The following is an 18,471-nucleotide window of genomic DNA, read 5'->3' as shown; positions in this document are numbered from 1 at the left end:
GGTTGACGGTCGGCCCCGGGGAGCGGACAGTGTTGACCATCGTGTTCACGGTTCCGGGCCGCGAATGGGATCCCCCGCCATGCTCCGCATCCTCGGAAACCAGCAGGATCGCCACGGCGACGGCTTGACCCGGCGGAGCTTCCTCCAGGCGGGGATGCTTGGCGTCGGCGGCCTCGGCCTGGCCGAGTTCCTCCGGCTCGGCTCACCCAACGCTCGGGGGGCGACGACGATCCGGCAGGACCGCCGCGTGATCCTCTTCTGGCTCAGCGGCGGTCCCGGGCACATGGAAACCTGGGATCCGAAGCCGGAGGCTCCCGACCTCTATCGCGGCCCCTTCGGCGCCATCCCCACCGCCCTGCCCGGCGTCCCCTTCGGCGAGCTCTTGCCCGAGCAGGCCCGCCTGGCCGACCGCCTGGCCGTGCTCCGGACCGTCAATCACGGCTCCGGCGACCACACCAAGGGCAACCACTGGATGCTCACCGGGTTCGAGGGCCCCGCCTTCAACGCCCCCGACAACCGCCACCAGCGCCGACCGGCGATGGGCTCCGTCGTCGCCCGCCTGCGTGGGGCCAACCCGCTCGGCCTGCCCTCGTATGCCGCCGTCCCCCACCTGCGCGGAGGCACGGACAACTTCTTCCACTACGCCGCGTACCTCGGCGGCGGCTCGAATCCGTTCGTCGTCGAGTCCGACCCCAACGACCCGACGTACCGCGTTCGGAACCTCTCCCTCCCGAGCGACCTGCCGCTCGAACGGCTCGAAGATCGCCGCCGGATGCTCCGACAGCTCGACGACCTCCGCCGCGGGCACGAGCCGATCCTGGCCGACATGGACGCCCACCAGCGCCAGGCGTTCGACATCCTCACCAGCCGTCGCGTCGCCGAGGCCTTCGACATCTCCCGAGAGCCCGACGCCACCCGAGACCGCTACGGCCGCCACACCTTCGGCCAGAGCGCCCTGCTCGCCCGCCGCCTGGTCGAGGCCGGCACGCCGTTCGTGACCGTCAACTGCGTCCCCTGGGACCACCACGGCACCCCTCCCCAGCTCACGACCGAGGAAGGGGCCCGCCAGCTCATCCCGCCGCTCGACCGCGCCCTCGCCGCCCTCGTCGAGGACCTGATTGCCCGGGGCCTGTACGACTCCACCCTCGTTGTCGCCATGGGAGAGTTCGGCCGCACCCCCAAGATGAACCGAGACGCCGGCCGAGACCACTGGGGCCGCACCTTCAGCGTCCTGATGGCCTGCGGCTCGATGCGCATGGGCCAGGTCATCGGCCGCAGCGACGCCAAGGGCGAGTCCGTTCTCGACCGTCCCCTCAGCCCCGAGGACGTCACCGCCACCGTCTACCACCACCTCGGCATCGACGCCCGCCGCGTCTCTTTCCCCGGCTACGACGGCCGCCCGCTCTCCGTCGTCGAGCACGGCGAGCCGATCCGGGAGCTCGTCGGCTCAGCCCCTCCGGTCGTCGGGGAGCGCGACCGCTCCTCGGCACCCCACGTTGCATCCAGTCAACTCGGGTGAGCAACGTGCATTGAAGCCCTGATGCGGGATGGCCTAACATGGAACTCCTCCCACGATGATCGTGGGAAGGCGGCCCGCTCGCCGGGCCAAGAGGCCGTCCACCACGCGATGCCGCCGGGAAGGTGGGCGGAGACGGTCGCTTCGTCCGAAGCTTCACCGCCATCGGCACCGCCGAACACGAGACCGCGATCGAGTGCCTCGACATCGGGAGCGAGGCGGATGCTCGGGGAGCGGTCCCCGACCGGGACGTGCCGGGCGTTCCCCCCTTGCTCCGAGGAATCCGCTCTCGATGAATCGCATCCTGACCCTGGCCGCGGCCGTTGCCCTGCTCATCACGGCCCGTTCGGCCCCAGCGGCCTTCTCCGTCGGCGACCTGAGCCGGTTCAACCTGATCACCATTGGGGACCTGGAAACCCACAGCGACGTGCAGGGCCGCGTCCTGGTCGGCGGGACGCTGAGGTCCAACGCCTTCACCTTCGGCGGCCAGGCCGGGTCGATCCAGAATGCGCCGCCAACGTTCTTGGGATCACCGATCAACGGGGTGTTCTCCGCCATTGATGCGGGAGTGACGACCCTCAACACCAACGGCCTGCCGGCCTCGTCGGTGGTCTACGGCTCCTACGGCGGGCCGGGCCTGGCCTCGGCGACGCAGAACGCCGCCGCGGTGGACTTCTTCACCTCCGGGCTCTCCTCGGCGCTGACGGGGCTCTCGGAGTCGATCGCCGGGCTGGCCCCGACCGGGATGGTCGACGCCTCCGATCGCAACCAGATCAAGTTCCTCGACCCGACGAACGCCGGGGAGGTCTCGGTGTTTTCGGTGGGCCTCGACTTCTTCGCCAGTGGGGGCACGATCACGCAACTCGAGGTCGGCTCGGCGACGACGGTGATCGTCAACGTCGTCGGCGCCGGTGTCCTGAACGCCTCGAGCGGGCTGCAGTACTTCCAGAACTTCCAGGACTCGGCGAACATCCTCTTCAACATGGTGGACGCAACCGAGGTCAACGGGATCAACAACCTTGGCGCCTCGCTGCTGGCTCCCAGGGCCGTGCTGAACACGAACGCCACGTTGCGGGGGGGCATCTACGTCGGCTCGGTGGCGAACGTGGGAGAGATCGACCTGCCCAGCTCCGACGGCCGGTTCTTTGGCGGCTACACCGGGTTCGTGCCGACCTCCATGGTCGTTCCCGAGCCCTCCAGCGCCGTGCTGTTCGGCACCGCCGCCTCGGTGCTCGCTGTCGTCGGCTGGCGTCGCCGCCAGGGCTCGGGCCGCTGAGTTCCGCCGCCCCCGAGGCCGACCAGGGAAGCTTGGGATCGCCGGCCGGGTCGGCACGACTCCGGCCCCCGGCGAGAGCGGCCGATCGGAAGCGGCTCGGCCCCCTCGGACGTCAATTGGTCGCGGGCTCGCCCCGACGGCGATCGAGGCTGGACCCAGCGGCGGTGTCTGGCCGATCAGAACGAGAGGTTCCCTGGCGGGGCGTCTGGATGGTCGTCCCCCCCGACCCCGGGACCGCGTGCAAGGAGGCGAGGCCGATGCTCGGGACCGCGATTGAGGCCATCAAGCTTGTCCGGGACGCCTGGCCCCGCCGTTGGTCGAACGTGGAGTCTCGGGTGACGCTCGACGAGCTGGGGGTGTCTGTCTCCTGCCGGGGAATCGGGCCGGGGAGGGTGCGCGTCACCGTGTTCGACGCCTCCGGGCGGATGATCGCAGTGATCGACGGGGACGACCGCCTCGACGGCGAGCTGCGCATGGGCTGCAATCTGGAGGGATTCTCCGACTCCCTGCGAACCGAGTTCTTCCGCATGGCCCGCTGCTATCGCGAGTTCGATCGGACCGGCGACCTCGACCAGTCGAACTATTTCCAGTATTACCGCACCCGAGTCGTCTTCATGGCGGAACGCGATCGGGCCGCTGAGGAGGCCTTCGAGGCGGAAGACGCCGCCTAGGAGCACTGGCCTGGTCCCCGGAACGCGAAGCGACTCTGCCACCCTCGTTGAACCCGGCGACCTCCAGGGCCGGACCTTCTTCTCGTCCCGGCCGCTTCCCCTGCCGCTGTCCTGTTTCGTTCCGAAAGGAACACCAAACCAACGCGGCCAGGCGTGGGATCTGGTCTTTGGTCCGGCGCATCGTGGATTGCTCCGCGCGCTCTGGCTGGCTCGCTCGAACACTGGGACCTTGATCCAGGTCGAACGCGAACTCGGTGCGCGGGGTTTGGACGATGACGGAACTGCAGGACGCCGGGAAGATCCGAACGCCCGAAACGACCTGGCCACGCTCGAACGTGTCGAGCTGGCGATCCTCTCGGGCACGATCGTAGGCGACGTAGAACCGGGCGGATCGGAAGAACGTGCGAAGTTCGTTCGATTGAGCGATTCGGCGGGAGGTGTCTTGGGCGTGCCTTGACGGGTGGCTGGGGTCGAGACGACCCCAGCCACCGCGGTCGAGAACCGAGAGACTTCCGGACGTGTCAGGCCCGCTTGGCGGGGTCTTGGCCGTCGACCCAGTCGCCCTCGAGCTTCTGGTAGTCGGGCGGGAAGAGGACGGAGCCCTCCTTGACGTCGGCGGACCAGCCCTGGACGTGTTGGGGCAGCCCTCGGTTGTGGGACACCTTCTCCCACTTCTTGGCCCAGGACTCGTCGGCCTCGGAAACCTGGCCGGTTTCCTTGTCGAAGAAGTAGGCCTTGCCGTAGCGGTAGCTGTCGACGCCGAGGTTGACGGTGGCGATGGCGGCGTAGCCGAGCTCGGCCGGGCAGAGGGTTTCCTGGTTGCGGCTTCGGATGCAGCCGATGAAGTGCTTCCACAGGGCGCGGGTGTCGGCGTCGCCGCGGGGGTCGAAGCCAGCGTCGACGCGCTCGACGCCGTCCTGACCGGCCGACTCGCGGCTGGGAGGGGCGGGGGCGCCGCGGAGGACCTGCGGGGTGATCTCGAACCCTTCGTAGGTGAACTTGATCGTGCCGGTGTGGCCTCGGATCACCTCGTCGATGGGGGTGTCGTTGCACATGGTGGCGGTGACGATCACCTGGGCGCCCTCGTCGTAGTCGGCCACGACGGTGGCGACATCCGGCACGTCCCGGCCGTCATACTCCAGGTACAGGCCGCCGCCGCCCACCACGCGCCTCGGGAACTTCAGGCCCAGGGCGATGAGCATGTGGGTGAGCTGGTGGACGAACAGGTCGGTGTACATGCCGCCGCCGAAGTCCCAGTAGCAGCGCCACTGGGCGTAGCGGGCGCGGTTGAACGGCTGGTCGGGGGCCAGGCCGAACTCGGTGCCGAGGAACATCTTCCAGTCGACGGTCTTGGGCGTCATGTCCTCGGTGAGCGGGTAGTACCGCCACTGGCCCATGGCGCTGTTGCGGTAGTACTGGGTCTGGGCCTGCATGATCTTGCCGATCTGGCCCGAGGTGATCCGCTCGTGGGCCATCCGCCACTGCGGGTGGGCGGTCGACTGCACGCCGACGGTGAAGACCTGGCCGGTCTTCTTCACGGCCTCGGCCACACGACGCGCCTCGTCGATCGTGTGGGTCATCGGCTTCTCGCAGTAGACGTCCTTACCGGCCTCCATGAAGTCGATCGACATCTTGGCGTGCCAGTGGTCGGGCGTCGCGATCAGCACCGCGTCGATGTCGTCGCGGTCGAGCAGGGTGCGGTAGTCCTTGGTGCAGTTCTTCTTGTCGTTGATGTCGATGCCGCACTTCTCGGCCGAGGGATACAGGCCGCGGCCAACCTCCTTGTTGCCGTCCCAGACGTCGCAGACGGCGGCGATCTTGACGTTCTCCTCCTCGCCGAGCTGCAGCAGGTGGTTGATGTGCCCCTGCGCGCGGCCGCCGGGGCCGACAATGGCGAAGTTCAGGCGCTCGTTGGCCCCCTTGATCCCCTCGCCGATGGCCGGGTGGGGGAAGGCGACGCCCGCCGTGGCCGCGGCGCCGGCCGCCAGGCCGGAGGTCTGGAGGAAGTTGCGACGGTTCACCGGCTTCTTCTGGGTCATCGGTTCTCGCTCCGGGCGGGGAGGGAAACGGTTCGATCGTTCGATCAGGCTCGGGGTCGTCCCGGGCGCGGATCGGCCCGAGGTCGCGGGCGGCGTCCGGCCCCGGAGAGGCCTCGGCGGGCGGGTCGGGCCCGGGTCGGTCCGCGATCGAGGCGGATCCCCCCGGGCGTCGGCGGGCCGGCCGGGCGGAACCCCGACGGACAGCCAGCGGCCCATCCTACCCGAACGGGACCGGAAGGGGCGAGGGGGAGGAGGATGGTCCGGAGCGCCGAAAAAGGGCGAGCGAGAGTGGGTGAGTGATGGCGAAGCGGAGGGAACGCGACCCCGACGGCGGGCCGCCGGCGCCTCGAGGGCTCGTCGGCCCGGCGGCAGGGAGGGAGCGGGATCAGAATCGAGGCGGCAGGGAGTACTGGGTCGGCCTCGACCCGATCGACCCGCGGCCGGCCCCTCGCCGTCGCCAGGGGGGGCTTGACCAGGGGGCCGGGGACGCATCGGAAGGGAGACGCCGAGAGGGAGTGTCCCTCGGGGGAGGGGAAGCGGAAGACCTCCCGCTCCAGGATCATTCCCGCTTCTCGGGAGGTTGAGGAGCAGGCCGATCGACCGATCGGGCTCAGGCCTCCGCCTGCTCGATCTCGGCCCGGGTAACGACCCGGCGCTCGTCGACCGCCTTCCTTACCAGCAAGGCGGTGAGCGTGGCGTTCCGGGCCTCGGTGAGCGTCACCGGGGGAGGCACGGGCTCGGCCGACCGGATGGCCAGGAGGAAGGCGGAGAGGGCGAAGCGCGTGTCCGGCAGGTTGCCGGGATGCAGGGCGCGGCGGGGGATCGAGCGGTCTCGGAAGGTGGCGGTGCCGGTGCCGAAGTCGAAGCCGCCGGCGGTGCCGACCACGCGCTGGGAGATGCCGGTGAAGGCGTCGTCGGCCGGGTCGACCCAGCTATGAACGAACGAGGCGTGGAAGCCGTCCGGCCATTCCAGGGTGACGGAGTAGTGGTCGGTCACGTCGCGGCCGGGGCGGAGGTCGGCGAAGACGTCGCGGCGGCCGGTGCCGAAGGCGCGGGCCGGGGGACCGCCGGCGATCCAGTGCAGCCAGTCCCAGACATGCACGCCCTGCTCCATCATCCAGTCGCCCGATTGCTCCCGAGAGCCGAGCCAGCCGTTGTGCCCGTCGACCGGGCCGTTGCTGCTGGTCCAGGAGGCCCGGGCTTCGAGCGGGGTGCCCAGCTCGCCCGACCGGATCAGCTCGACCCCCTCGCGGAACCGGGGGTTCGAGCGGCGCTGGAAGCCGACGTGGACGACCTGCTCCGGCCGGCGATCGGCCTCGGCGATCAGGGCGTCGCACTCCCGAAGGGTCAGGCCGAGGGGCTTCTCGGCGTAGAGGTGCTTGCCGGCCAGCAGGGCCGAGGCGTCGTAGGTGATGTGCCAGCAGTTGGGCACGGCGACGAGCACCGCCTCCACATCGTCTCGGGCCAGCAGGGCGGCCGGGTCGTCGTAGTCGTCGGGGCGTCGGCCGCGGGCCTTCTCGGCGATCCCCTGGGCTCGGCGGCGGTGGCGTTCCTCCAGGTCGCAGAGGGCGACGACCTCGGCCTCGGGCAGGTCTAGGGCCGATCGCAGGAGCGCCGTCCCTCGGTTCCCCAGGCCGATCAGGCCGACCCGCACCGGGGGCAGGTTCAGCGCGCCTTCCACGTCGCGGCCCTGCGAGATCGCCCAGCCGGCGGCGGCGGAGCATCCCAGGAAGTGGCGACGGTTCAGGCGGATCGGGGGCATGGTGGCCTCCCCTCGGGCTCGGGTCGTGCGTGCGGCGGGCCAGGATGATAGTCTATCAGCGCGTCGGGGAGGGGGGCAACCGACGGAGATCGGCCCGATTCCCGAGCCGGCCCGCCGGACCGGTCCGGGACGTACCGAGGGGCCCCGTGCGGGCCCCCGAGGAGGTCGAGCCGGATGCCGACACCCGTGCGATGCCCGCATCCAAGTTGTGGGGCACGGGGGCCGCTTCCCGAGGGAGCCCCCTCGGGGCGGCTCCGCCGCCCGTCGTGCGGGCTCGTGCCCAGGACTCGATGCGTTGCGGGGTCGCCGGCACCGCCGCCTACATGAGCCCCGGGGAGGCCGGGGTCGGCCCGTCCCCGCTCCGAAGGGCCGTCAGTGACCGGCCTGGAACGATCCAGGATCACCGATCGAGCATCTGGGATAGGATCGTCTGCCCCGCCTCCAGGATCATCTCCACGGCCAACGAGGAGAGGATCAGGCCCAGCACCCGGACGAGCAGGCTCGCCCCCGATCGGCCGAGGACCCGGAAGATCGGCGTCGACAGCAGCAGGCCGCACAGCGTGGCCGCCAGCACCAGCAGCAGCAGGGCGGCGGTGACCATCTGCTGGCGGATGGTGTACAGGTGGTTGTCCGTCAGCACCACGACCGCCAGGATCGAGCCCGGGCTGGCGATCGAGGGGACGGCCAGCGGGAAGATGGCCAGGTCGTGGTCGGGCTCCGGCGCGGCCGATCCGGACGTCGATCCGGAGCCGAAGACCATCTGGATGCCGAAGAGCAGGAAGATCAGGCCCCCGGCCAGTTGGAACGACTCCAGCCGGACGCCGATCGCCTGGAGCAAGAGCTGCCCAAGCACGATGAAGGCCAGCAGCACCAGCCCCCCGAACCCGACCGCCCGCACCGCGATCGCCACCCGCTCCCGGGCCGAGCATCGGGCCGTCAGGCCGACGAACATCGCGAGCGTCCCGATCGGGTCGACGGTCGCGATCAGGATCATCAGATCGGCAACGGCCTTCTCCACCGGCCTGACTCCTCGGGCATCCGATCGAGGAACGCCGGTCGGGCCCCGTCGGCCGGCCGGGAGGCGATGACTCTACCCGATCGCCCGGGAGAGAGCCACACCGGCGCTTGGCGCTGGGCCTCACGGCCCGAATCGGACGCAGGACACCGGACGCGATCACGCGGTTCCGCGGCGGGCTCGCCCACTCCCGGGAATTCGCGGTCCATCGCCTCACCGGCGGTCAGCGGCCCTGCGAGTAGCGCCGGACCTGCGGCGAGGTCAGGTAGATGGCCACCGCGGCCGCCACGCCGAGGATCACGATGCCGAGGGTCACCTGGTCCCAGTTGATCCGCTCGGTCAGCGAGGGGATCGGCGGCGGGACGAACTCGCCGGTCGGAGAGACGGTCGGCGGGGGCGGCTCGTACGGCGGCGGGACCAGGATCGGCAGCACGATCATCGACGCCACGTCGATCAGACCGCCGAGCAGCAGGGCCAGGATCAGCAGGCGGGCCGAGCGGTGGCGCAGCAGCCGAACCGCCGCGAAGACGCCGAAGGCGCTGACGGCCCCCAGCAGCAGAAACCCCCAGCGGTACGGGGCCTCGTCCTTGACCACGTAAAGGACCACCGCGGCGATCGCCAGACCAGCGCCGACCAGGGCCGAGCAGGTTCCCACAACCATCACGCCGAACGGGGGGGCCGGCGCCCGGGGCGGCGGGGCCTGCACCTCCAGCAGGTCGAACTCGGTGTCCCGGGTGCCGGTTTCCTGGTCGAGGCCGCAGCGGGGGCAGATCGACATGCCGACCGGCACCACGCCGCCGCACGAGCAGCGCCGGGAGGTGGCCCTCGCCTCGGCGCCGGCGAGCCGTCTCGGGCGGACCGGCTCGTCGTCCTCGATCAGGCCGGCGGCGTCGGCCTCGGCGTACGGAGACGGGCCCCCGGGAGCCACCGGCACCCCGCCGGAGGACGGCCCCCGGCCCGGGTCCGATCCCCGCCTCGGGGCCGGACGATCGTCGTCGTCCTCGCGCAGCAGCGGCAGATCGAACTGCTCGCGCAGGTCCCCCGAGACGACCGGGAGGTCCTCGTCATCGATCGGCGGCCGTCGCACGGGGACGCTGTCCACCGACGGAGAGCTGACCGGACTGGCCGTGTCCTCCCCAGGCAGCGACGACCGGGCCGACGCCCCCGGATCCCCCACCCGGAACGTGGTCGTGCACCGGGGGCATTTCAGCTTGCGGCCCTCTGCCCCGCTCGGGACGTTGAGCACCGTCTCGCACCGCGGGCATCGGGTCCTGACGGGCATGGGCTGCGGTCCGCTCCCGACTCGTCGCTCCCCGACGGCTCCCCGGACGTTCCCATCCGCCCCGAACCGCCGCCGCGTCGTCGACCGATCCGCTTCTGTCCGCGTCATTGTAACAGTCTTCGGATGAATTAGAAGACGGCTCGACACGCCCGCACGCGCGGCGCCGACCCCCTGGAACATCCCACCTCAGCCGCCCAGGACTTGCCTCTCATTGCATGGTATCATTCATGGTCAAGCCCGGGCGCGATTCCCGCCTCGGCGACGAGGATCCGGTCCGATCCTTCGGATTCGGACCGACCAAGCCGCCTGGGATTCCAACCGGCTCTTGGCGCGTTCGGAGGCCGGAGCCCGGTGCTCGAGACGGGCCCGATCCGGGGCGGCCCTCGGCGTGGTTCGGGGAGGCGCGGGGTGCCCCGGGATCCGGGATCAGTCGACGCCCCCGATGGGGGCGGTCCCGATCGGTCTGGGATCAGGCGGGAGCGGGGTGGGGGAAGTCGCCCGACTCGACGATCCTGCGAACGGTTTCGTGCCGGAAGTCGAACATTTTCTGGAGCTTCTGGCGGATCGTGTGGTCGCCCAGCAGGCGGCCGAGCAGGCCCAGGGGGGGCTCGTACTCGACCTCGTCGCGCATGATGGTGCCGCCCTGGCCGTCGTCGAGGAAGCGATGGACGTGGTACCAGCGGGCGAAGGGGCCGGAGACCTGGCGGTCGGCGAAGCGGTGGGGGGGCTCGTACTCGGTGTGCTCGGCCACCCACCGAATGGGCACCGGGCCGAACTTCGAGACGAGCACCACGCGGGCGCCGGGGCGGATCGAGTCGGCCTGCTCCTCGACGCGCACATCGTCCCAAGGCGGGATCAGCCGACGGAGGGCCCCGGGGCTTTCGTGGAAGGCGAAGACGACCTCTGGGGGCGCGGCGATGCGGCTTTCTTTGACGAAGGTCATCGGCGAGGGGCTCCTCGGCGGTTGGTCGGGGAGTTCCGGGCGTCCCGCCGTCGGGGGGGCGATCCCTGGCTCGGAACCAATTTAGGCCGATTCTGGCCGGGGGGAGAGCCGGAGGGCCCCCAATTCGGCCGCCGTCTTCAACACGATGAGCAAGACCAGCGCCGGCATGGGCGAGCCGAGCATCATCGTCGCGACGCCTCCGGCAAGGATCGAGACGTGCAGCACGACCATCCGGCCGTAAGCTCGGGCGATTCCCGCCAGGGCCGTCGAGAGGGGCCACCTTCCCGACCTCGCCAGGTCCCTGGCCAGGCTGACGACCATCGTCCCCCCGATCACCCCGCCGGCCAGGGCGATCTCGGTCGTCGGCAGCCCCCTCCCGAGGCCCTCGAACGGGCCGACCGGCCCGAACCGGTCTCGGGAGACGAACAGGACGAAGACGAACACGCCGTGGACTGCCCAGAACAGCCCGTAATGGACCAGGAAGAATCCCGTCATGGCCACCCGGGCGGCCGGGCTGATCCCGGAAGGTCCCGACGCCCCCGGCCCGGTCCCCCTCCGGAGCGAGCCGAGCATCCAGGACAGCGACGGCCCTGGAGCCGTCTGCCCGGAATCGTTCTCGTTCCGGTTCGGGAGAGACGGGGCGTCCCCCGATCGGGCCAGGAGCAGTCGAGCGGCCGTCTCCAGCCCCCGGAGGCCGTTCTCGATCCAGTAGACGACCATGACCGGGGCCACCGACCAGCCGAAAAAGAGCACCCCGACCAGCGGCGCCAGGTTCTCGACGACGATCGCCGCCGGGAATGGCCTTGAGGGGGCGGGCATGGCCTTGCTCCGGGTCCGTTGCGGGAGGATCGACGGGCGGAGCGTATCGCGCCCGGCCGATCGGTTCCAGGAGGGAGGCCATCCTCGAAGCGGGGAAAGGCCCGCTGGGGAGGAGAGTCCTCACGGGCGGATCGCCCGCGGTGGCGCCTTGTCTCGTGCGAACGGATGTTGATTCGAGGCCCCGGTGTCCCCTTCGCCCCCTTGACCTCCCCGAGTCGTCCGTCCTAGCATGAACGACACCTCGAGCGGCCCGGGGTCACGGTCCGCCTCCATCTTCCGAACTCATTCGCTCATCCCGAGATGAAGACACCGAAGCCGTCCGACCGACCCGCCGGCACGCCGGAAGCGACGGGGGCCGGGGCCGATCCCGCCGCCGAGAACGCGACCGCGGTCGAGCCCTCGGCCTCGAAGCCGGGTCCCGAGCCGATGACGCCGGCCCGGGTGCTGGAGTGGAACGCCTACTACGACCTGTTCGTGGCCGGCTTTGCGCTGCTGCTCTGCTTCGTCGCCTCGGCCGCCGTCATTGACAACGCCACCCTCTGGAGCCACCTGGCCGCCGGTCGGCTGATCGACCGCCAGGGGGGGCCGATCACCACCGAGCCCTTCTCCTACGCCGTTCCCGAGGGGACCCGATGGGTCGACGTCCCCTGGATCTTCCAGTGGGTCTCGTACAAGGTCTACGGCCTCGGGGAGTCGCTGGCGCAGGCCATCGAACGCCCCGCGGAGGCCGAACAGTTCGGGGCCGGTGCCCTGGTGGCCCTGAGCGCGACGCTCCGGACGCTGGCGGCCCTGCTGCTGCTGCTGATCCGGCACCGGGGGCCGGGCCTGTGGTGGGTGGCGATGACCACGGCGCTGGCGCTGGGGGTGGTCGTCACGCCGCTGGGGGGAGACCCGATCCGGGTGGCCCTGGGCGGCACGGTCGGCGCCGGAGCGGTCGTTTCTCCGGGGACCTGGGGCCTGGTGCTGCTGACGGTCGAACTGCTGCTGCTGCACCAGGCGTACAACCTCGGCCGCCGGAGGGCGCTGTTCGGCCTGGTGCCGCTGTTCGCGCTGTGGGCGAACGTGGACGAGTCGTTCGCCATCGGCCTGATGCTACTGACGGCCCGGGTCCTGGGTGACCTGGTGCCGGTGGGGGTGGCCGCCGAGACCGAGGGGGAAGCCGGCCCGAGGCCCGGGATCTCGGCGGGGCTGGCGACGCTGGGGCTGTCGGCCCTGGCCTGCCTGGCCAACCCGTCCACCGTCGGCGTGTACCCGGTCGCCTTCGGGCCGATCCTGGGGGTCTTCGGCCCGGCCCCCGAAACCCTGCTGCAGGACCAGGTGACCCTGCTTCCCTTCGGCGTCCGGGGGGAGCAGAGCCGGACCCTCTTCTTCCAGGAGGAGTACCCGAGGTTCCTGGGGGCCTACCTGCTGCTGGTGCTGCTGGGGCTCGGCTCGTTCCTGCTCAACCGCCGTCGCTTCTCTCCCGGCCGGCTGGCGATGTTCCTGGTTTCGGCCCTGCTGGCCGCGATGCTCTTCCGCTTGCAGGAGGTGCTTGGCCTGGTGCTCGCCGCCTGCCTGGCGCTCAACGGCCAGGAGTGGTACCAGTCGACGTTCGGCACCGAGGGCAAGACCAGCCTGGGCTGGCGGGTCTGGTCGGTCGGCGGCCGCCTGGCGACCCTGGCGTTCCTGACCCTCGCCACGCTCCTCGGCCTGACCGGCTACGGCAAGCGCTACGGCGAGCCCCCCTTCGGCTTCGGCATGGAGGCCGACCGCTTCGCCTTCGAGGCCGCCGATTTCCTCCGGGAGGCTCCCATCGAGGGCCGGGTGATGAACCTCCGCCTCTCGCTGGGAGACGCCATCAACTGGCGGACCTACCCGATCCGGCAGTCGTTCGTCGACTCCCGGCTGCCCTCCTCGGCCGCCCACCTGCTGACCGAGTACGACACGGTCCGCAACGCGCTGGTCGACGGCGAGGACCAGGCCTGGCGCGAAATCCTCGACCGCTACGGCGTCAGCGTGCTGATGGTCGACGTGCCGGGCGTCGGCGCGCTGAACTCCCCGCTGACCGACGCCCTCGACGCCAGCCGGGACTGGCAGGCGTTCTACGACGACGGCCTGGTGCTGCTCTACGGCCGGCTCGACGAGTCGACGGCCGTCAGCCAGGCCGACCGGGAGTACTTCCTCTCCCAGGGGCTCGATGCCGAGGCGATCGCCTTCGGCCGGGGCAACCCGCCCCGCCCCTGGGACCGGCCGCCGCAGCCAACCGACTTCCTCGACCGCTTCTCGAACACCCGGGCCCTGGCTCCGGTCCAGCCCCACGTGCTCGCCGCCCGCCGCTGGCTTGATCGCGGCTCCCGGGCCGCCGGGGGGGCCGGCGCGGTCCCGGGGATCGCCTCCTGCCTGCTGGCCATCCAGGAGGCTCGGGACGCCCTCTCCGTCCGCCCGGACGACCCCGACGCCTTCTTTGTCCTCGCCCTGGCCTACCGCTCCCTCGGCCAGCAGGAGGCCGAGCTGCTGGCCGAGGCCGGCGACCCCGACCTGCTCGCCGGCCGGCTCACTCCCCCGATCAACCTCCGGCAGCAGCAGCGCATCACCGCGCTGAACGCCTTTCTCCGCACCGCCCCCCGGCCCGCCGCCAGCCCCGAGGCCCGAGTCGCGCTGCGGGGGGCCCACCTGGAGCTCGCCGGCCTGTACGAAACCGCCGGCTTCCTCGACCTGACCCGGGACCAGCTCGGCGCCGCCCTGGATCTGTTCGACACCGCCGAGACCGCCAGCGAGGACGAGCTGGCCTCGGTCGAGAGCATCCGCCTGGCCTTCGAGGCGCTCACCGAGCAGGTCGAGCAAGTCCGGGCCCAGATCGAGCAGGCCGAACTGGAGCAGCAGCTTCCTCCCGATCAGCTCGGCTCGGCCGCCATCTCCGAGGGCCTGGCCGAGACGGCGCTGGGCTACCTGATCGACGCCGAGCGCTCGGGGATCGGCACCGCCTCGGTCCGCATGCAACTGGTCGACCTGCTCTGCAACATCGGCCGGCCCGACGAGGCGATCGAGTACCTTGGCGGCGGCGACGAGCAGGGCCTTTCCAGCGGCCCCGGCACCGCCCAGTTCCGCCAGGGACGCGTCTACTTCCTGATGGGAGACTACCGCACCGCCGCCGAGCTCTGGCGCTCACTGGCCCTGCCGCAGCTCCAGGCCGCCCGAGCCGAGGGGGCGATGCAGACCGCCACCCTGATGCTCACCGGCCAGCCGATGGCCGCCGTCCAAGCCGCCCTGAACGTGCCGGCCCAGCTCTCCCAGCAAGCCGAGTGGGAGTACCTGCTCGGCATCTGCTTGCTCGAAGGCGGCTTCCCCGCCGAGGCCGGCCCCCATTTCCGTTCCAGTCTCGAACTCAACCCCGAGCTGCAGGGCCGCCCCATCGCCGCCTTCTACCTTGAGAAGCTCGGCCTCGACGTGCCCCCCCCTCCCCCGTCCGAGGAGGAGGGAACCCCGGCGGAGGCGGAACCCGGGGAGGCCGGCGAGACCGGCGCGACTGATCCCCCGGCCGGGCCCTCCTCCGGGGCCGACAGCGCCGGAGCGGCCGAGCCCTCCGCCGCCGAACCATCCGAGGACCCCTCGGACGAGGCCCCGGCTCCTGGGTCAGCGCCTTCTCCGCCCACAGCCCCGGCCCCGGCTGAGGAGGCCGACCCCGCCCCCGCCCCCGACCCCGCCCCCGGGGGAGACGAGGCCGCTCCCGACACCCGCTGACGCCAGCTCGAGCGTGGGGATGACGATCGGAGGCCCTCCCCGTCATCTCCATCCTCCCGATCCGAGGGCGAAGGTCGGGAGGGGAGACGCCTTCCCTTTCCGATCAGGGGGTCGGGGCGATCCGATCCAGGTGCACCTGGTCGCCTTCGAATCAATCCGTCCCGGATCCGTTCCTGGTGTCGATCGTGCCCCCTTCGCCGAGGACCTCCACGAGGGCCTGCCCCTCGCCGGGTTCGGCCCGGGTGAAGGTTGCGTCGGTCGGGCCGTCTCGCCTGGCGACGGCGAAGAGGAACGTCTCGCCGCCGAGGGCGACCAGCAAGCGGAGGGCGGAGCTCGTCGGGAACAGGAGAGATCGCATCGCGTCCGCTCGGGTTGCAGGGGGAACCTCTCCGGGAGGTTCGTCCGATCAGCCTCCTTCCGGCCCGGCCCCGCCGATCCTCGGCCGCAGGGCCGACCAGCCGAGCAGCCCCACCGCCAGCGCCAGCCCGGCCGCCGAGCCGAGGCAGCCGATCCGGAAGGAATCGGGTTCATACGTGTAGACAAGTTCGTGCGTTCCAGCCTTCACCGCGGCCCCGCGCATCATGCGGTTGGTGCGGATGATCGGAGCGGGCTCCCCGTCGATCGTCAGCCGCCAGCCGGGGTAATACACGTCGGCCAGCACGACGACGCCGGGGCGGTTGAGCGTCGCCCGCAGGACGACTCGCGTCGGCTCGTGCGAGACGACCTCCACCCGTTCCTCCGCCGAGGGCGGGCCGCCGGGGACGTAGCCGTTGAGGACCGTCGGGTCGTCCGGCTCGACCCAGGCGATCTGCCGGAGGTCGTAGACCGGCAGGCTCGGGTCGTCCCAGAACAGGTCGCCGGGGCCGGGGTGGAGCAGCTCGATGTTCCGGGCGGCCCGGGCGTCGCGGTCGAGCCCCTCGATCGGGTCCAGCGCCCGGACCTTGTGCACCACCCAGGCCCGGGGGAAGGCGGCCTCGTTGCGGAGGACCTGCACGTCCTCCTCCAGGTAGAGCCGCCGCTTCTCCTCGTCGGACATCGCCGCCAGGGCGTCGGGGTCGGGGTCGATCGGCGAGGTGTCGGGCAGGAAGCTGGCGTAGGAGCGGAACTCGTTGTTCCAGTCGCCGGAGACGAGCGGCACCACGAAGTACCTCGTGTTCCACAGGTCGAACCCGCGGCGGGGGAAGACGACGATCTCCTGGCCCGGCGTCGCGTTGAGCAGCCGGGCCGCCTCGGCCCGCAGCCGGCGCTGGAAGGGGGCGAAGAAGAACATGATGTCATAAAGCTCGGCCGTTCCCTCGGTGTGTGTGTACTCCACTCCCGAGAGCAGCCCGTACTTCGGCTGGAGTGTGCCCCGCTCCCACCGGACCAGCTCCTGGACCCGGCCCGGGTCGCCGGAGAGCATCCACCCCGGCGGGCTCCAGACGGGCATCCGGTGGATCCGGTACGGGCCGTCGGCCGGCTCCTCCTCCTCGGCCTGGGCGATCACCTCCAGGACCCTCGGCGTGGCGTTCTCGTCGAGCAATTCCTGGGGCACCGTCATCACGAACCGGCCGTTGGCCACCGCCAGGTCGGCCGTCAGCGCCACCAGGACCAGGGCGGAGGCCAGCCGGGGGCGGCGCGGGGCCATCGCGGCCAGCACGAGCATCGCCGCCATCATCACCGAGGCGTGCCCCAGCGCCCGGGAGGCCTCATCCCTGGCCCCCTCGGGCTGGATCGGCCCGAAGGTCCCCCCCTGCTCCGCCATCGGGCTGGAGGCGACCCAGGAGACGAAGCGGTCGGCGTTGGCCGCGAACGCGACCCCGACCGCGACGGTCAACGCCAGGATCGTCGCCGCCGTCGCCACCACCGGCCGGCGACGCCCGGCGACCAGCCGGTCCCACCCGAATCCGGCCAGGCCGGCGATGCCAACGGCGGCGAAGGTCAGGAACTTCGCCGGGTAGCGGAAGGCGCCAAACCCGGGCAGGCCGGCGGCCAGCAGCCAGTAAACGCTGCCGTCGCCGTCTCGCAATTCGCCGTCCAGCCGCACCGGGCCGGTCATGGCCGGGTCGTGCGGTCCGAGCCGATCGGCCAGCTCCGGGGAGAACCTCGCGTACCAGAGCGGGCTGGTGTACGTTCCCAGCCCCGCCAGCACTCCCAGCAGGGCGACCCCCGCCAGCATCCCCCGGCCCGGCGACCCTCCCCGGAAGCCGAAGCCGGCGATCGCCAGCACGATCACCGGCCCCCCCACGTACAGCGACGGGATCCAGATCTTCTGCGACCCGAACGGCGGCAGGGCGTACAGCCAGGTCGATTCCACCCCGAAGGCCACCCCGAAGACATTCGGCCAGAAGAACTCCGCCAGCCGGTACGGCTCGACGCTGAAGGCGTAGATCTCGTGCGCCCCCTCCTGCGAGGCCCGGCCGGTCATCCCGTTGAACTCGACCGACGGCAGCAATTGCGCCGCCGCCAGCAACCCCGCCAGCACCGCCGAGCCGATCAGCAGCGCCAGCGCCCCGAGTCTCGCCTTCCCCCGGGGCGATTTCCTCCAGGCCGCCAGCAGCACGACCGCCCCGATCGCCCAGGGGACCAGCACCGCCTTTGAGGCGTAAGGCGTCCAGGGGAAGACCGGCATCGGCCGGGTCTGGGTCGGCTCCGGCCTCAGGTCGGGCAGCCAGATCCCCGCCGCGATCGTCGCCGCGATCCAAGCCGACAGGCCGGCGACCGCCGCCAGCGCGACGAGCCCCCGACGCCTCCCCCGGCGGGGCCGATCCTCCCCTCCCGGCCTCCTCCCCCCGGCGATCGCCATCGCGTAGCCCGCGGCGATCAGCCCGGTGACGTAGGTCGCCTGCGGGTCTCCCCCCAGCGTCTGCATCGCCAGCACCGCCGCCAGCTCCACGACCGCTCGACGCCGCCGGAGCCGCACCAGGCGGTCGGCCGCCAGCAGACCCAGCGGCATCCACGCGGCGCCGACGAGGAAGATGATGTTGCAGTACTGGAACAGCACCGGCACGCCGAACCCAAACCCCAGGCTCGACAGCGCCGCCCCGGCCCGGCTGACTCCCCAGTGCCGCATCAGGGCGAACATCGCCCCGACCGCCAGCAAGACATGGGCGATGATGTAGATTCGGGCCCCCCACTCGTACGGGACCCCCACGAACAGCAGCTTGCCGGGATACAGCGCCGCCGAGGTCGCCTGACCGAGCAGCGGCATGCCGCCGTTCTCCCAGGGGTTCCACAGCGGCACCCGGCCGGCGGCCCACTCGTCCTGGACGACCTTGTTGAGCGGGTAGTAGAAGTGGCCCGCGTCCCGGTAGGCGAACTGCCCGCCCCGGAACATCGCGTCGCCGAAGCAGACCAGGCAGAGCGCCGCCAGGCAGGCCAGCCCGAGGAGCGGCATCGGCGCGAGGGATCGTCGGAGCGTCATGAGAACCGGGAGCACCCCGCGGGCC

Annotated in this window: 13 protein-coding genes; 5 read left to right on the top strand and 8 right to left on the bottom strand. The window is 71.4% G+C overall.

All coding sequences use genetic code 11. From position 1 onward, the window contains the following. Positions 1-79 precede the first annotated feature (79 nt). The 4 genes from TsocGM_RS07935 to TsocGM_RS25660 all read left to right on the top strand — a co-directional run bounded on the left by TsocGM_RS07935 (position 80) and on the right by TsocGM_RS25660 (position 3,920). Complete coding sequence (locus TsocGM_RS07935) at positions 80-1,519, top strand: DUF1501 domain-containing protein (RefSeq protein ID WP_126724770.1); 1,440 nt, start codon at positions 80-82, stop codon at positions 1,517-1,519. Positions 1,520-1,808: 289 nt separating this feature from the next. Then, on the top strand, positions 1,809-2,792 hold the full coding sequence (locus TsocGM_RS07930; protein WP_158633425.1) for a collagen-binding domain-containing protein: 984 nt from the start codon (positions 1,809-1,811) through the stop codon (positions 2,790-2,792). A 257-nt stretch (positions 2,793-3,049) separates the two neighbouring features. Beyond that, positions 3,050-3,463, top strand: coding sequence for a hypothetical protein (locus TsocGM_RS07925; protein ID WP_126724769.1), 414 nt, complete (start codon positions 3,050-3,052; stop codon positions 3,461-3,463). A gap of 229 nt (positions 3,464-3,692) precedes the next feature. Then, on the top strand, positions 3,693-3,920 hold the full coding sequence (locus TsocGM_RS25660) for a hypothetical protein (RefSeq protein ID WP_148114869.1): 228 nt from the start codon (positions 3,693-3,695) through the stop codon (positions 3,918-3,920). A 64-nt stretch (positions 3,921-3,984) separates the two neighbouring features. On the opposite strand, the gene TsocGM_RS07920 is transcribed toward TsocGM_RS25660, so the two are convergent. The 6 genes from TsocGM_RS07920 to TsocGM_RS07895 form a co-directional block, all read right to left on the bottom strand. Then, positions 3,985-5,502, bottom strand: coding sequence for a Gfo/Idh/MocA family protein (locus TsocGM_RS07920; RefSeq protein WP_126724768.1), 1,518 nt, complete (start codon positions 5,500-5,502; stop codon positions 3,985-3,987). A 610-nt stretch (positions 5,503-6,112) separates the two neighbouring features. Further along, positions 6,113-7,264, bottom strand: coding sequence for a Gfo/Idh/MocA family protein (locus TsocGM_RS07915; RefSeq protein ID WP_126724767.1), 1,152 nt, complete (start codon positions 7,262-7,264; stop codon positions 6,113-6,115). Positions 7,265-7,664: 400 nt separating this feature from the next. Next, positions 7,665-8,282 carry a MarC family protein gene (locus TsocGM_RS07910; RefSeq protein ID WP_199756718.1) on the bottom strand — a complete coding sequence of 206 codons (618 nt, stop codon included), beginning with the start codon at positions 8,280-8,282 and terminating at the stop codon, positions 7,665-7,667. 220 nt (positions 8,283-8,502) lie between these two features. Then, the gene (locus tag TsocGM_RS07905; RefSeq protein ID WP_158633424.1) at positions 8,503-9,561 is read right to left on the bottom strand and encodes an MJ0042-type zinc finger domain-containing protein; all 1,059 of its coding nucleotides are present in this window, start codon (positions 9,559-9,561) and stop codon (positions 8,503-8,505) included. 469 nt (positions 9,562-10,030) lie between these two features. Beyond that, positions 10,031-10,504 carry an SRPBCC family protein gene (locus TsocGM_RS07900; RefSeq protein ID WP_126724765.1) on the bottom strand — a complete coding sequence of 158 codons (474 nt, stop codon included), beginning with the start codon at positions 10,502-10,504 and terminating at the stop codon, positions 10,031-10,033. Between the two features lie 81 nt (positions 10,505-10,585). Further along, positions 10,586-11,323, bottom strand: coding sequence for a DUF6498-containing protein (locus TsocGM_RS07895; protein WP_126724764.1), 738 nt, complete (start codon positions 11,321-11,323; stop codon positions 10,586-10,588). A 300-nt stretch (positions 11,324-11,623) separates the two neighbouring features. Here TsocGM_RS07895 and TsocGM_RS25905 point away from each other — a divergent pair, with 300 nt between their 5' ends. Beyond that, on the top strand, positions 11,624-15,043 hold the full coding sequence (locus TsocGM_RS25905; RefSeq protein ID WP_158633423.1) for a tetratricopeptide repeat protein: 3,420 nt from the start codon (positions 11,624-11,626) through the stop codon (positions 15,041-15,043). 151 nt (positions 15,044-15,194) lie between these two features. Here TsocGM_RS25905 and TsocGM_RS07890 read toward each other — a convergent pair whose 3' ends face one another. Beyond that, positions 15,195-15,401 carry a hypothetical protein gene (locus TsocGM_RS07890; RefSeq protein ID WP_126724763.1) on the bottom strand — a complete coding sequence of 69 codons (207 nt, stop codon included), beginning with the start codon at positions 15,399-15,401 and terminating at the stop codon, positions 15,195-15,197. A gap of 48 nt (positions 15,402-15,449) precedes the next feature. Beyond that, positions 15,450-18,419 carry a YfhO family protein gene (locus TsocGM_RS07885; RefSeq protein WP_126724762.1) on the bottom strand — a complete coding sequence of 990 codons (2,970 nt, stop codon included), beginning with the start codon at positions 18,417-18,419 and terminating at the stop codon, positions 15,450-15,452. Between the last annotated feature and the right edge of the window lie 52 nt (positions 18,420-18,471).

Source organism: Tautonia sociabilis (assembly GCF_003977685.1).
In the GTDB taxonomy this organism is placed as follows: domain Bacteria; phylum Planctomycetota; class Planctomycetia; order Isosphaerales; family Isosphaeraceae; genus Tautonia; species Tautonia sociabilis.
This window is presented reverse-complemented; position numbering and strand designations above follow the sequence as displayed.